The 13,761-nt window shown below is 71.4% G+C and carries 18 protein-coding genes and 1 tRNA gene; 12 read left to right on the top strand and 7 right to left on the bottom strand.

Features of this window, described 5'->3' with window-relative positions; translation table 11 throughout:
• Positions 1-84 precede the first annotated feature (84 nt).
• On the top strand, positions 85-1,350 hold the full coding sequence (locus ACIO3O_RS26400) for an SGNH/GDSL hydrolase family protein (RefSeq protein WP_401749889.1): 1,266 nt from the start codon (positions 85-87) through the stop codon (positions 1,348-1,350).
• A 43-nt stretch (positions 1,351-1,393) separates the two neighbouring features.
• Here the strand turns inward: ACIO3O_RS26400 and ACIO3O_RS26395 are convergent, their stop codons facing one another.
• From ACIO3O_RS26395 to ACIO3O_RS26380, 4 genes are all read right to left on the bottom strand, one after another.
• Entirely contained in the window at positions 1,394-1,741 is a 348-nt protein-coding gene (locus ACIO3O_RS26395) for a DoxX family protein (protein ID WP_401749887.1), read from the bottom strand.
• Positions 1,742-1,886: 145 nt separating this feature from the next.
• On the bottom strand, positions 1,887-2,324 hold the full coding sequence (locus tag ACIO3O_RS26390) for a DUF6083 domain-containing protein (RefSeq protein ID WP_401749885.1): 438 nt from the start codon (positions 2,322-2,324) through the stop codon (positions 1,887-1,889).
• Positions 2,325-2,548: 224 nt separating this feature from the next.
• Complete coding sequence (locus tag ACIO3O_RS26385; RefSeq protein WP_401749884.1) at positions 2,549-3,022, bottom strand: hypothetical protein; 474 nt, start codon at positions 3,020-3,022, stop codon at positions 2,549-2,551.
• A gap of 75 nt (positions 3,023-3,097) precedes the next feature.
• A complete protein-coding gene (locus tag ACIO3O_RS26380; protein ID WP_401749882.1) occupies positions 3,098-3,847 on the bottom strand; it encodes a PIG-L deacetylase family protein in 750 nt (249 codons plus the stop codon).
• 109 nt (positions 3,848-3,956) lie between these two features.
• Between ACIO3O_RS26380 and sigJ the strand changes: the two genes are divergently transcribed.
• Positions 3,957-4,844, top strand: coding sequence for an RNA polymerase sigma factor SigJ (sigJ, locus tag ACIO3O_RS26375; RefSeq protein ID WP_401749881.1), 888 nt, complete (start codon positions 3,957-3,959; stop codon positions 4,842-4,844).
• Between the two features lie 217 nt (positions 4,845-5,061).
• Complete coding sequence (locus ACIO3O_RS26370) at positions 5,062-5,607, top strand: hypothetical protein (RefSeq protein ID WP_401749879.1); 546 nt, start codon at positions 5,062-5,064, stop codon at positions 5,605-5,607.
• A 181-nt stretch (positions 5,608-5,788) separates the two neighbouring features.
• Here the strand turns inward: ACIO3O_RS26370 and cynR are convergent, their stop codons facing one another.
• Positions 5,789-6,706: a transcriptional regulator CynR gene (cynR, locus tag ACIO3O_RS26365; RefSeq protein ID WP_401749877.1), complete on the bottom strand. Its 918-nt coding sequence runs from the start codon at positions 6,704-6,706 to the stop codon at positions 5,789-5,791.
• A gap of 142 nt (positions 6,707-6,848) precedes the next feature.
• On the opposite strand from cynR, the gene ACIO3O_RS26360 reads away from it, so the two are divergent.
• The 3 genes from ACIO3O_RS26360 to ACIO3O_RS26350 all read left to right on the top strand — a co-directional run bounded on the left by ACIO3O_RS26360 (position 6,849) and on the right by ACIO3O_RS26350 (position 8,564).
• Positions 6,849-7,457, top strand: a complete 609-nt coding sequence (locus ACIO3O_RS26360; protein WP_401749875.1) for a carbonic anhydrase — start codon at positions 6,849-6,851, stop codon at positions 7,455-7,457.
• Between the two features lie 43 nt (positions 7,458-7,500).
• A complete protein-coding gene (gene cynS, locus ACIO3O_RS26355; RefSeq protein WP_401749873.1) occupies positions 7,501-7,983 on the top strand; it encodes a cyanase in 483 nt (160 codons plus the stop codon).
• Positions 7,984-8,066: 83 nt separating this feature from the next.
• Positions 8,067-8,564 carry a nucleoside deaminase gene (locus ACIO3O_RS26350; RefSeq protein WP_401749871.1) on the top strand — a complete coding sequence of 166 codons (498 nt, stop codon included), beginning with the start codon at positions 8,067-8,069 and terminating at the stop codon, positions 8,562-8,564.
• A gap of 21 nt (positions 8,565-8,585) precedes the next feature.
• On the opposite strand, the gene ACIO3O_RS26345 is transcribed toward ACIO3O_RS26350, so the two are convergent.
• Positions 8,586-10,124 carry a helicase HerA-like domain-containing protein gene (locus tag ACIO3O_RS26345; protein WP_401750019.1) on the bottom strand — a complete coding sequence of 513 codons (1,539 nt, stop codon included), beginning with the start codon at positions 10,122-10,124 and terminating at the stop codon, positions 8,586-8,588.
• Positions 10,125-10,239: 115 nt separating this feature from the next.
• Between ACIO3O_RS26345 and ACIO3O_RS26340 the strand changes: the two genes are divergently transcribed.
• Both ACIO3O_RS26340 and ACIO3O_RS26335 read left to right on the top strand, forming a co-directional pair.
• Entirely contained in the window at positions 10,240-10,536 is a 297-nt protein-coding gene (locus ACIO3O_RS26340) for a type II toxin-antitoxin system VapB family antitoxin (protein WP_003955420.1), read from the top strand.
• A 147-nt stretch (positions 10,537-10,683) separates the two neighbouring features.
• Positions 10,684-11,325, top strand: a complete 642-nt coding sequence (locus tag ACIO3O_RS26335; protein WP_401749870.1) for a LytR C-terminal domain-containing protein — start codon at positions 10,684-10,686, stop codon at positions 11,323-11,325.
• Between the two features lie 14 nt (positions 11,326-11,339).
• Here the strand turns inward: ACIO3O_RS26335 and upp are convergent, their stop codons facing one another.
• On the bottom strand, positions 11,340-11,975 hold the full coding sequence (gene upp, locus ACIO3O_RS26330) for a uracil phosphoribosyltransferase (RefSeq protein ID WP_189822642.1): 636 nt from the start codon (positions 11,973-11,975) through the stop codon (positions 11,340-11,342).
• 148 nt (positions 11,976-12,123) lie between these two features.
• Between upp and ACIO3O_RS26325 the strand changes: the two genes are divergently transcribed.
• The 4 genes from ACIO3O_RS26325 to ACIO3O_RS26310 all read left to right on the top strand — a co-directional run bounded on the left by ACIO3O_RS26325 (position 12,124) and on the right by ACIO3O_RS26310 (position 13,714).
• Positions 12,124-12,336: a hypothetical protein gene (locus ACIO3O_RS26325; protein ID WP_266651704.1), complete on the top strand. Its 213-nt coding sequence runs from the start codon at positions 12,124-12,126 to the stop codon at positions 12,334-12,336.
• A gap of 167 nt (positions 12,337-12,503) precedes the next feature.
• Positions 12,504-13,064, top strand: a complete 561-nt coding sequence (locus ACIO3O_RS26320) for a hypothetical protein (protein ID WP_401749867.1) — start codon at positions 12,504-12,506, stop codon at positions 13,062-13,064.
• A gap of 59 nt (positions 13,065-13,123) precedes the next feature.
• Positions 13,124-13,552 (top strand): tRNA adenosine(34) deaminase TadA, encoded by a 429-nt coding sequence (gene tadA, locus ACIO3O_RS26315; protein ID WP_401749865.1) that lies wholly within the window; start codon positions 13,124-13,126, stop codon positions 13,550-13,552.
• 72 nt (positions 13,553-13,624) lie between these two features.
• Positions 13,625-13,714, top strand: a tRNA-Ser gene (locus tag ACIO3O_RS26310).
• Positions 13,715-13,761: the final 47 nt, after the last annotated feature.

The following is a 13,761-nucleotide window of genomic DNA, read 5'->3' as shown; positions in this document are numbered from 1 at the left end:
GTCGTTGTTCGGGGCGGAGCTGCGGAGGATCTTTGAGGAGTCCGGTTCGCACCGTGCTGACCGGCCAACTCCCTTGGAGGAACCGTGCTTTCACGTACCCGCAAGACCGCGATCGCCACCACCGTCGCCCTCGCGATCGGCGCCGGAACGACCGCCGTCGCGGTGGACCGTACGCAGTCCGCTCCCGCCGCGAAGACCGCCTGGTCCGCCGCCTGGGCCGCCTCCCCGCAGCGGGCGTCCGTCAGCTTCAGGCCCAACTGGTCCGAGGCCGGGTTCGACAACCACACCGTCCGCCAGGTCGTCCGGGTCACCGCCGGCGGCACCCGGGCCCGTATCCGGCTGTCCAACGCGTACGGCACCTCGCCGCTCCAGGTGGAGCGCGCCACCGTCGCCCGCACCGACAAGGGCGCCGCCGTCAGAGCGGGCACCGTCCGCGAACTCACCTTCTCCGGAGGGAAGTCGACCTCTGTTCCGGCGGGCGGGCAGCTCTCCAGCGACCCGGCGAAGCTGACCCTCGCGGCCGGTGAGCAGGTCACCGTCACCCTCTACCTCCGCCGGACGACCGGGCCCGCGACCTTCCACGCCCAGTCGTTCACCGACTCCTACCGCGCCACCGGCGACCACGCGTCCGACGGTTCGGCCGCCGCCTTCACGGAGTCCACCGAGTCCTGGTACTACCTCTCGGGCGTCGACGTCACCGGCACCAAGCAGGCCTCGGGCATCGTCCTCTTCGGCGACTCCGTCACCGACGGCTTCGCCTCCACCCCGAACGCCGACCGCCGCTACTCCGACGCCCTCGCCGCCCGGCTGAAGTCCCTGGGCAAGCCCCGCCCGGTGCTGAACTCCGGCATCGGCGGCAACCTCGTCCTCAACGACTCCGCCTGGTACGGCGAGCGGGCCACCACCCGCTTCTCCCGCGACGCCCTCGACCTGCCCGGCGTCGGCACGGTCGTCGTCCTCGAAGGCCTCAACGACATCGGCTACCAGGAGACCACCACCCAGCCCACCTACAAGCCCGCCCCGAACATCACCGGCCGCGACCTCATCAACGGCCACCAGGAGCTGATCCGCCAGGCCCGCGCGAAGGGCGTCCGGATCGTCGGCGCGACCCTGCTCCCGCTCGGCGGCTCCGACCACTACGGCAAGCGCGCGGCCGCCGCGAGCGACGAGTTCAACCACTGGGTCCGCACCTCGGGCGCGTACGACGCGTACGTCGACTTCGACAAGGCCCTCGCCGACCCGGCCGACCCCGAGCGCCTCCACCCGGCCTTCGACAGCGGCGACCACCTGCACCCCAACGACGCCGGATACCGCGCCATGGCGAACGCCCTGAACCCCGCGTCGCTGTGAACCACCAGCGGTACGGGGTCGTGGGCCGGGGCTCCCGGCGGGCTCAGGCCGCCAGCCCCAGGGCCAGGGCGCCCACCACCGGGGCGACGTACACCAGCGGGAACGGGATGTGCGCGTACCAGCGGGCACGGACCACGGTGACGACCGCCCCGGCGAAGTACAGGACCAGGCCGATCCCGGCGGCGAGCCCGATCGCCGGGACCGCCAGGCCCACCAGCAGGCCGACCGCGCCCGCCGCCTTGGCCGCCGCCAGCCAGGGCAGCCAGGCCTGCGGGACGCCGTAGTCCTTCATCGGCTCGACGGCCCACTTGGCGCCGAGGGCGGCCGACCCGGCCGAGAAGCCGACCATGACGGCGGCGACGACGGTCACGACAACGTAGGTGGTCGACATGGCGGGAACTCCTCAACAGGTGGTGTCCGCAGCGGATTTCGCTCCGCTCCGGCGGGCCGCTCGGCCCGTACACCCCTATGACTCGCCGCACCACAAAAGTGTGACCGCCCGGCGGCAAGTTCCCGAAGAAACTTTTCCGGGCGCCCTACGCCACCGCCGCCGACCTCGCCGGACACAGGTCGAAGTGACTGATCCGGCACGTGTCCGTCGGTATCGAGGACCCCAGGTTGACGGCCGTCCCGTCCCCCGCGATCCGCCACCGCTTCCCGGCGGGCACGGACGCCACGATCCGCTCACCGGGCTCGATGAGAATCCACTTCCCGCGCACCGTCCGGTGCCACTCGGCCGCCGCCCCGCACCGCTTGCAGGACGTCCCGCCGGACGCACGCGGGTCGGGCACCGCGCGCAACTGCCGGGCGGCGGAGCCCAGTTCGATCGCGGTGGTCGCCAGCACCTCGGCGAGCAGCACGGGCTCCCGCCCGCCCCCGCCCCGCTCGCAGGCCGCGCACACCGCACGCCCCAGCACCGGACGCCACCTGCCCTGCGGCCCGCCGCACGCCTCACATCCGTACGAACTGATCATGACCCCCACCCGCAAACCACGTCGATTGCAGCTGACGTGAAGAATGCTTCCACAAGGGTCTGACAATCAGTCCTGCCAACGGAATCGCACCAGCTCAGAGCCCGGACGGACGCAGCGCTGGTGCAGCATCGCCGCGACCGTGCTCGTCGCAGCATCTGCAGCAGGACCCGGACGAGGCCTCGCCGGTTCCGCCCCCGTGACCGGCACCCCACGGACCGTCCGGCCTACCTCTTGCCGTAGCGCTCCCAGGCCGCCTGTCTGCTGATTCCCAGGGCCTTGCCGATGTCGGTCCAGGAGTTGTCGAGGTACGTCGCGCGCAGGGCGGCCTCCCTCGCGAGGGGGGAGAACTCGCCGCCGCCGATGCGGATCAGGTCCAGGGCGGCCAGCGGGCGGTCCGCGTCGATCATGGCGCGCAGGGCGGTGACGACCGCGCGCATCGCGTCGGCCTCGGACGTCGTGGCGGTGGAGTGGTGGAGGTGCGTGACGTGCTCGCGCTGCCATTCGCGTTCGGCGGCGGCGTCGGCCTCCTGGAGGGGGAACGGGCCCGTTCCCAGGGCGTGTTCGATGTCCCCCTCCCAGCCGCAGGAGCAGGAGGCGGAGGATCCGGTCGGGAGTCTGCTCCCGTCGGGGGCCGTGCCCAGGGGGCGGGCGGTGAAGTCGTGGCCGTCCAGGTGGACGGTGGCGGGCAAGGTGGTCATGCGTCAAGGATTCCTTGCAGTACGTGATCTCGTCAAGGAATCCTTGCGGGCAACTCCTTTGAGGGGGAGGGCTGTTCAGCTGTGGTGGACCTCCGTCCACCATTCCCGGCCCAGCAGCGCCCCGAAGACCGGCACCGGCAGCCGCACCAGCGTCTGGAACGCCTGCGCGCTGCGGCCCGTGCCCCACACCTGGGAGCGGTGTGCGGCCAGCGCCGCCTGCTTGCGGGCCGCGTGGCGGCGGCCGTCGACGGCGTGCGTGATCAGGGCGCGCGGGGTGTGGTCGATGCGCAGCAGCGCGGTGCGGAAGGCCCGGGGGTCGCGCAGGAGCACGGTCAGGCGCAGCAGCCGGATGGGGGCGGAGCGCGGGATTGCCGCGACCAACGTACGTACACCGGCGACCAGTTCGGCGGCACGCAGGCCCACCTCGTGGGCCCGTACGTGGTCCCGGTGGCCGTAGCCGCCGCCCGCGTCGTGGGTGAGGAGGAGGTCCGCCCTCTCCTCCCGGAGGAGCGCGGCCAGCTTCTGCGCCGCCTCCTCGCGCGGAGCCCGTACGAAGCGCTGCCGGTCCGGCGGGTCGGGGTAGAGGTCCTTGCCGTGCCCGCTGTCGGCGTAGCCGAGGGAGGTCACACGGGAAGCCCCCAACGCGGCTCCGCTCGCGTGCAGTTCGCGCAGGCGTACCTGGTCCTCCCGTACCGGACCCATCTCGCCGTCGGTCGCGGCGACCAGCACCACCCGGTGCCCCTCCGCCGCCGCGCGGGCGAGCGTGCCGCCCGCGTGCAGGACCTCGTCGTCGGGGTGGGCGAAGAACGCGATGAGGGTGGCCATTCCCGCATCCTCGCAGAGCAGATCGCAGAGCAGATCGCAGAGCAGAGGGGCGTCTAGGCTCGGGGTGACCTGTCGACCTGTCCCTCGTCACCACCCCGGAGCGCAACCCATGGCGGACCAGGCGGAGTTCGAGCAGCACCGCACGCACCTGCACGCGGTCGCGTACCGCATCACCGGCTCCGTCGCCGACGCGGACGACGCCGTGCAGGAGGCCTGGCTGCGCTGGCACGCGTTGCCCGAGGGGACCGCCGAGAACCCCCGCGCGTACCTCACCACCACCGTCAGCCGCCTCTGCTACGACCAGTTGACCTCCGCCCGTGCCCGCCGCGAGCGGTACGTCGGCCCGTGGCTGCCGGAACCCCTGGTCACCGCCCCCGCGTCCGAGGGGCCCGAGGAGCGGGTGACGCTCGACGAGTCGGTCGGCACGGCCCTGCTGACCGTGCTGGAGAGCCTGACCCCGGCGGAACGGGTGGCGTTCGTGCTGCACGACGTGTTCGAGGTGCCGTTCCCGGAGATCGCGCGGGCACTGGACAAGTCGCCCGCCGCCGTCCGGCAGTCCGCGTCGACGGCACGCAAGCACGTACGGGACGCCAGGCCGCGGCACCATGTCGCGCGGGCCGAGCACCGGCGGGCCGTGGAGACCTTCCTCGACGCGGTCACCGGGGGCGGCGACCTCGACGCGTTCCTCCAGGTCCTCGCCCCGCAGGTGGTCTGGCGGTCCGACGGCGGCGGCATCGTCAGCGCCGCCCGGCGGCCGGTCACGGGCGCGACGAAGGTCGCGGCGCTCGCCCAGGGGATCTACCGGTTCTTCGACCCGACGCACATGCGCCTCCTCCGGTATGACGTGAACGGTGCGCCGGGACTGGTGCTGGACGCGCCCTCGCTCGGGTACCGGGGCACGCTGTCGTTCACGGTCGGCGAGGACGGCCTGATCACCCGGATCGACGTCGTCCTGAACCCGGAGAAGCTCCGTCACCTGGATTTCGACGCCCTGTGAACCCGGTGGGCGCCCGCACGGGTTCCCCCCTCCGGCGCCCTCGGACGTACGCCTCGTACGTGCGCCTCGTACGCACAAAGGAGGACGCCTCTCCGTCCTGCGTCGGACACCGACGTCGCCAACTGCCCACCCATCGGCTGACGCCCACCGCTTCCCCGATTGGCTACGCTCAAAACTCGAACGGGCACGACCATCGCCCACCCACGGGGGAGCCGAAATGAGCCACAACCACCCATCGGACTCAACGGTGTTGGGATACTCCCGCACCCGCCTCCTGCGCATCCTCGTCGGCTTCCCGGCCGTCGGGCTCGGCATCGGATTCCTGCTGCCGCCGCTCGCCCGCTGGGTCGACGGCTCGGCGACCGGCCCGCTGCGCCGCCTCTTCGGGGCGCTCGGCGGCCTGGAGCAGCCCTGGCAGATCGCGCTGTGCGCGTTCGCGGCCACGCTGCTCGGACTGCTCGCGGCGTACGTCGCGGTGGCGGACGCGACCCGGCTGACCGTGACCGGGGACGCGCTGGTCATCGAACCGCGCGACGGCAAGAAGGCCAAGCGGCTGGCCCGGGCGGACGTGGCGGCCGTGTACCTCGACGGCCGGGACCTCGTCGTACGGGACGCGGCCGGTCGCGAGCTGTCCCGCGGCCCCCGCCAGGCGTCCCGCCACGCGCTGAGCACGGCTCTCCGCACCCACGGCTACCCCTGGCAGAACTCCCGCCCCGCCCCTCAGGACCCGTCCCCCGCCCCGGTATCAGCCTCCGTGGCCTGACCACCCTCGGGCTCCGCCCAGCCCTGCCCCTTCACCTGGAGCTCCCTGCCGCGCGGCTTGAGTGTGGTTGCTCGCGCAGTTCCCCGCGCCCCTGAATGGCATGCCCTCCGGGCAGCCATCACGCCGGACGAACGCCCAAGGGGCCCCGGCCCACCCCACTCCCGGCCAAGCCCCACCCCCGCTAAGCCACCCCGTACCCCCTTTCCCCCACCCACCCCACCACCGTCTCCTCGAACGCCCTCCCCGCCGCACTCCGGTACGCCGCCTCCCGCCCCAGCAACGCCGCCGTCCGCGACGGCAGCGCAGGCTCGACCGGCACCCGCCGCAGCCGTCCGTCCCTCACCGCCAGCGGCTCCGGCAGCACCGTCGCCACCTCACCCCCACCCCCACCGACCACCTCGACCAGCACACTCAGCGAGTTCGCCTCGACCGCGACGACCGGCCGCACCCCGTGCCCCTCGAAGTACGCGTCCAGCTGCCGCCGCGTCGCGAAGTCCTCACTGAGCAGCGCGAGCCGGGCGCCCCCCAGCTCCTCCAGCGGCACCGCGCCCCCTCTCTCGGCGTACGGATGCCCACCCGCCCCCACCACGAGCGCCAGCCCCTCCTCGAACAGGGGCCGCGCCGTCACGCCCGCCGCGTGCTCCCCCAGGAAGGCGATCCCGACGTCGATCCGGTCGTCGAGGAGCTCGGCCTCCATACGGGCCTGCGTCATCTCCCGCACCTCCAGCGAGATCCCCGGACACCGCGCGTGGAAGTCCGCGACCAGCGGCCCCATCAGGTACGTCGTGAAGGTCGGCGTCATCGCCACCCGCAGCGTGCCGCGCGACAGGTCCCCCACGTCCAGTACCGCGCGCTCGCCCGCCGCCAGATCGGTGAGGGCCCGGCGCGCGTACGCCACGTACACCTCTCCCGCGTCCGTGAGCCGCACCGAGCGGCCCGAGCGGTCCAGCAACTGCACCTTCAGCGCCCGCTCCAGCTGCTTGACCTGCTGGGAGAGCGTGGGCTGCGAGATGTGCAGCTCCTCGGCGGCGCGGGTGAAGTTCGCGTGCTCGGCGACGGCGAGGAGATAGCGGAGGTGGCGGAGTTCCAGAGCGGGCATGCCTCGACCATAGACCACATCTATAGCTGACAGCGACAGCAACTCTTAGACGCTATAGGTCCAGCTCATGCATGGTGGAACACGTCGGACAGCGAGCCCACCGAGCGGGCCTCGCCCCCCCCCAGTCGCAAGGAGTGGTCCCATGCAGGAGATCGCAGCAGGATTCGAGCGCTTCCGGCGCGAGGCCTTCCCGCCCAGAGCCGAGCTCTTCCAGCGACTGGCCACCACCCACACCCCGAACGCCCTGTTCATCGGCTGTTCGGACGCCCGGGTCGTCCCCGAGCTGATCACCCAGCGCGAGCCGGGCGAGCTGTTCGTCATCCGTACGGCAGGCAACCTCGTTCCGCCGTACGGCCAGGGCGCGGACGGCATCGCCGCCAGCATCGAGTACGCGGTGAACGCCCTCGGCGTCGCCGACATCATCGTCTGCGGCCACTCGGAGTGCGGCGCGATGACCGCCCTCGCCTCCGGCACCGACATGTCGCAGCTCCCCGCCACCGCGGACTGGCTGCGGCACGCGGACGCCTCGCGGGCCCTGCTCACCCCCTCCCACCAGGGAGACGAGCGCATCGCCACGCTGATCCGCTTCAACGTCGCCGCCCAGCTCACCAACCTGCGCACCCACCCCTCGGTGGCCCGCGCCCTGGCCCGCGACGAGGTCTCCCTGCACGGCTGGGTCTACGACATCGGCTCCGGCCGCATCGAAACCCTCGACACGGCGACGGGCCGCACCGCCGAACTGTCCGCCTGACCCCCCACCCCCCTCACGTACGCACAGAAGAAGGAACTCCCCCATGAACAACCTCCACGCCCAGGCCGACCAGAACTCCCGCCAGCAGCTCACCGTCGCCGCCATCGAGGCCAAGACCCGCCGTGACCTGTCCTGGAAGGAGATCGCCGAGCCCACCGGCCTCTCGGTCGCTTTCGTCACCGCCGCCCTGCTCGGCCAGCACCCGCTCCCGGCCGACGCCGCCCGCACGGTCGCCGACCTGCTCGGCCTGGACGACGACGCCGTACTCCTCCTCCAGACCGTCCCGATGCGCGGCAGCATCGTCGGCAACGGCGGCATCCCCACCGACCCGACCATCTACCGCTTCTACGAGATGCTCCAGGTCTACGGCACCACGCTGAAGGCCCTGGTCCACGAGGAGTTCGGCGACGGCATCATCTCGGCGATCAACTTCAAGCTGGACGTGAAGAAGGTCGCGGACCCGGAGGGCGGCGAGCGGGCCGTCATCACGCTGGACGGCAAGTACCTCCCCACGAAGCCGTTCTAGTACGGAAGGGGGGGTAGGGGATGTTTCACGTGAAACATCCCCCACCCCGGCCTCCCATCCAACTCCCCCGAAAGGCACCGCACATGGACTTCGCCCAGCGCACCATCGACATCGCCCGCGCCAACGTGGAGGAGGGCGGCCGCCCCTTCGCCACCGTCATCGTCCGCGACGGCGAGATCGTCGCCGAGAGCGGCAACAAGGTGGCCCAGACCGGCGACCCGACGGCCCACGCCGAGATCCTCGCCATCCGGGACGCCTGCACAAAGCTCGGCACGGAACACCTCACCGACTGCACGATCTACGTCCTCGCGCACCCCTGCCCGATGTGGCTCGGCTCGCTCTACTACTGCTCGCCCGCCGAGGTCGTCTTCCTCACCACGCGCGAGGAGTACGAGCCGCACTACGTGGACGACCGCAAGTACTTCGAACTCGGCACCTTCTACGAGGAGTTCGCCAAGCCGTGGCAGGACCGGCGGCTGCCGATGCGCCACGACTCCCGCGAGGCCGCGGTCGACGTCTACCGCGACTGGCAGTCCCGCAACGGCGGCAACCGCCGCGTCCCGGGCACCCCGACGTCCTGACCCGCGAACCGGCCCCCGAGCTCACCGCCTCCTGCGGGACGTGCCGAAGATGGAGCGGCTGATCTCCCGCCCCAGCTGCGTCCCGATCGAGCGGGCCAGGGACTTGAACATCCCGCTGCCCACCACCTGCTCGATCAGGGAGGGGTCGTCCCGCTCCGGGGCGGGGGCCGAGGCGGGTGGGGCCACCGCCTCCGGCGCCTGGAGCTTCTCGTAGGCCGACTCGCGGTCGATCGCCTCCGCGTAGCGCCCGTACAGCAGCGAGGACTTGACGGCACGGTCGAGCGCTTCGTCCCCCACGGGCCCCATCAGCGACTGCGGTGCCCGCAGGCGGGTCGCCGCGACCGGGGTGGGCGCGCCCTTCTCGCTGAGTACCGTGATCACCGCCTCGCCGGTGCCGAGCCCCGTCAGGACCTCCTCCAGGTCGTACGGGGAGTTCGGGAAGGTCTTCACCGTCGCCTTCAGGGCCTTCGCGTCGTCCGGCGTGAAGGCCCGCAGCGCGTGCTGGACCCGGTTGCCGAGCTGGGCGAGGACGTCCGCCGGGACGTCCTTGGGGGTCTGCGTCACGAAGAAGACGCCGACCCCCTTCGAGCGAATCAGCCGGACGGTCTGCGTGATCGACTCCAGGAAGGCCTTCGACGCCCCGTTGAAGAGCAGATGCGCCTCGTCGAAGAAGAAGACCAGCTTCGGCCGGTCCAGGTCGCCGACCTCGGGCAGGTCGTGGAAGAGGTCGGCCAGCAGCCACATCAGGAAGGTCGAGAAGAGCTGCGGACTGCGCTGGACGGCTGCCAGCTCCAGTACGGACACCAGCCCCCGCCCGTCCGGTGCCTGCCGCATCAGCTCGCTCGTGTCGAACTCGGGCTCGCCGAAGAACTCACCCGCGCCCTGCTGCTCGAACGCGGTCAGGGCGCGCAGGATGACCCCCGCCGTGACCGTCGAGAGGCCGCCGATGCCCTTCAGCTCGGGCTTGCCGAGGTCCGACACCAGGAACGCGACGACCGCCCGCAGGTCCTTCAGATCGACGAGTTCCAGCCCTTTCGCGTCGGCGTAGTGAAAGATCAGGCCGAGCGACTGCTCCTGGGTCTGGTTGAGCTGGAGGACCTTCGAGAGCAGGACCGGGCCGAAGCTGGTCACCGTCGCCCGCAGCGGAATCCCCGGGCCGATGCCGCCCAGCGCGTAGAACTCGCACGGATGGCCCGTCCCCACCCACTCCTGGCCGACGGCCGCCGCCCGCTCCCGTACCTTCTCGTTCTCCTCGCCCGGCGCGCTGATGCCCGACACGTCGCCCTTGATGTCGGCCAGGAAGACCGGCACGCCCTGGGCCGAGAGCTGTTCGGCGATGAGCTGGAGGGTCTTGGTCTTTCCCGTGCCGGTCGCGCCCGCGACCAGCCCGTGCCGGTTCAGCATGGCCAGGGGGATGCGGATCTGCGCCCCGGGGAGGCAGTCGCCGTCCCAGAGCAGTGCGCCGAGGTCCAGCGCGGGGCCCGTGAAGGCGTACCCGCCCGCGATCGCCGCCGCCTCGGGGCCCAAAGCGGACTCCGAAGAGGCCGCAGCACTGCCCATGTCACCGGAGGGGGTACTTCCGCTCATCGTTTGCTCCCGTTCTGGCGCTGAATACGACCTTTGCATCCCTCCCTCATGGCTGCGCCCGGAGCACCTTCCCCGGTAGGCTTTCCGTGTGATCTTCAAGCGCATCGGAAACGGCCGGCCGTATCCCGACCACGGCCGGGAAAGCACCCGGCAGTGGGCGGATGTCGCGCCGCGCCCGGTCCGCCTCGATCAGCTCGTCACCACCAAGGGCCAGCTGGACCTGGAGACCCTCCTCGCCGAGGACTCCACCTTCTACGGCGACCTCTTCGCGCACGTCGTGAAGTGGCAGGGCGACCTGTATCTGGAGGACGGACTGCACCGCGCGGTCCGCGCCGCGCTCCAGCAGCGCCAGGTGCTGCACGCCCGCGTCCTCGAACTGGGCTGACGCACAAGGGACTTCCCGGGGGGCCTCCGGCCCCGTGCGGCATCTGCCACGGCACTCGGGTGTCCCATTGGCCCTTTTGGGTCGGTCATTGACCCATTCGTTGATCATTTAGTACGCATCCGCTCCGGACGGCACTACGCTGCGCCCATGAGCATGCTGACTCCCCCCGGCATGGGCGGAAAGTACCGCATCACGGGTAACGCCTATCCCCGGATGCGCCGTCCCCACCGCCGTCGCCGGATCGCCCTCCTGGCCGTCGCGGCCGTCGTCGCGCTCAGCCTGGCCGGGTGGGGAACGATGCAGCTCATCGACGTCTTCACCGGTGGCGAGAAGAAGGCCGTGGCGGGCGGCAAGAAGCCCGACTGCAAGCCCGCGGCGACCGGCGCCGCGGTCCCCGCCAAGGACGCGGCGAAGCTGCCGAAGCCCGCCGCCGTCAAGGTCAACGTCTACAACGCGACCGCCCGCGGCGGCCTCGCCAAGCAGGTCGGCGACGAGCTGAAGAAGCGCGGCTTCACCGTGGTCAAGACGGAGAACGCGCCCAAGGAGTACGACAAGAAGGTGAAGGCCGCCGCCCTGCTGGTCGGCGCCCCGAAGTCCCTTCAATCCCAGCTTCCGGTCCTCGGCACGCAGCTCAAGGCCGCCGAGAAGAAGGCCGACGCCCGGGGCACCCAGGAGGTCGACCTGATCATCGGCGACGCCTTCAAGTCCCTGGACGCCAAGAAGGACGCGGACGCGGCCCTGGTCGCGCTGACCAGGCCCGCCCCCGCGCCCTCCGGCGACACGTGCTGAAAGCCCGCTGAGTACTACTCCGCGGTGCCGTACATGCGGTCGCCCGCGTCGCCCAGGCCCGGCACGATGTAGCCGTTCTCGTTGAGGCGCTCGTCGACCGAGGCCGTCACGACCGTCACCGGCGTGCCCGCCAGCTCGCGCTCCATGACCTCCACGCCCTCCGGCGCGGCCAGCAGCACCACGGCGGTGACGTCGTCCGCACCGCGCTTGATGAGCTCCTGGATGGCCGCCACCAGCGTGCCGCCGGTCGCCAGCATCGGGTCGAGGACGTAGACCTGGCGGCCGGAGAGGTCCTCGGGCATCCGGGTGGCGTACGTCTCCGCCTGGAGGGTCTCCTCGTTGCGGATCATGCCGAGGAAGCCCACTTCGGCGGTCGGCAGCAGCCGGACCATGCCGTCGAGCATGCCGAGACCGGCCCGCAGGATCGGGACGACCAGGGGGCGCGGGTAGGACAGCTTGACGCCCGTGGTCGGGGTGACCGGGGTCTCGATGTCGACCTGCTCGGTGCGCACGTCCCGGGTGGCCTCGTACGCGAGCAGGGTGACCAGCTCGTCGGCGAGGCGCCGGAAGGTGGGGGAATCGGTGCGCTTGTCGCGCAGCGTGGTGAGTTTGTGCGCCACCAGCGGGTGGTCGACGACGTGTATCCGCATGTTTCCACAGTAACCGGGCGTGCCGGGCCCCTGCTCCCCCGCGCACGCCCCCGCTCCGCTCCGACCTGCGTTCCGGCTCGCATCATCACCGCGACCCGAGGGAAGGTGAAGACGTACCAAATACGTCTCATCAGGACGGTGCGGGCCGATGACGCAGCAGCCAGAACAGGACACTCTCCACGCCGAGCAGCTCTCGGACGAGCAGCGGGCGCAAGAGTCCGACGCGGCCAGGAGGCGGCGACGCGCCCAGTTCCTGCGGGAACTCAACGAGGCCAAGGAGCTGCGCGACCGGGTCCAGCCGAGGCGGGCCAGGGCGGCCAGAATGCGCCAGCAGATGCGGATGCGGACCTTCCGCTGGTAGTCCCACGACTGGCCCGAAGTGCCCGGCGAACAGGTCACCCACCGGACTGATGCACGACGCAAGAGCGGAAGACATCCCGCTCGGGACTGGTTTCTGTCACGATTCCGATTGGGCGGGGCCTCTTGAGCACCGCTGAATCGTCACCTCTGACCAGTGGGAGAGTCACGGTGTACTTCGCCGCACTGCTCGCGCGCACCGAAGACGGATGGGAAGCGAGCGACACGGAGCTCGACGACGTGGAGTCCCTTGCGGACCTCGTCGAACTTGCCCGCGAGGGCTCGGTGGACGACGACATGGTGCTCGTCTTCATCGAGCAGGAGGACGCCTGGTTCGGCGTCGTCCGCGTCGAGGAACTGGAGGACCCGCGGATCTACGTCTCCGACGCAGCCGCGGCCGCCCGTTCCTCGTACGGAGAGATCCTCACCGACGAGCTGCTCGGCTCCGACGACGACGTCGAGGCCGACCTGGAAGCGCTGGACCTCGACGGCACCGAGGACGGTGAGAGCGAGCCGGGGGACCCCGACGACCTCGCCGACGAGGAGTCCGGGGCCGCCGTCGCGCTCGTGCCGGCCCAGGGGGGTCCCGCGGTCGCGGGCCCGGCCGGGGACCGGCTGATCCTGGCCGACCTGGGCCTGTCGGAGAAGGAGCTGCTCGCCCTCGACAGCGACGCGCTGTCCACGATCGCCGAGGCGCTGGGGGCCGCGGAGATCCTGGAGGCCGTGCGCTAGTGATCCAGGAAGTACCCGCCCCTGTTCACGATCCCGTACGGGATCCCTGGCGTACGGCCATGACGCTCGCCCTGTCCGAGGCGGCAGCGGCGGCCCGGTCCGGCGATGTGCCGGTCGGCGCCGTCCTGCTGTCCCCGGCCGGGGAGGTGCTCGCCACCGGGCACAACGAGCGCGAGCTGCACGGCGACCCGACCGCGCACGCCGAGGTGCTGGCGGTGCGGCGGGGCGCGGCGAAGCTCGGGGAGTGGCGGCTGACCGGGTGCACGCTGGTGGTCACCCTGGAGCCGTGCACGATGTGCGCGGGCGCGATCCAGCAGTCGCGCGTGGAGCGGGTCGTGTACGGGGCGCGCGACGAGAAGGCCGGGGCGGCGGGCTCCCTGTGGGACCTGCTGCGGGACCGGCGGCTCAATCACCGGCCCGAGGTGATCGCGGGCGTGCGTGAGGAGGAGTGCGCGGAGCAGCTGACCGCGTTCTTCCGGGACCGGTGATTCGGGGGCCGGTGGCCCGGCCAGTGGTTATCGGTTTCGGAGCACTGCTCGGCGTGTACTAGACTCTGTCTCGGTAGCGTGTCCGAGTGGCCTAAGGAGCACGCCTCGAAAGCGTGTGATGGTGCAAGCTATCCGTGGGTTCAAATCCCACCGCTACCGCCATCAGAAGAAAGCCCCTCCGGGATTCCGGAGGGGCTTTCCTCATGTCC

Source organism: Streptomyces sp. NPDC087440 (genome assembly GCF_044744005.1).
GTDB lineage: Bacteria > Actinomycetota > Actinomycetes > Streptomycetales > Streptomycetaceae > Streptomyces.
This window is presented reverse-complemented; position numbering and strand designations above follow the sequence as displayed.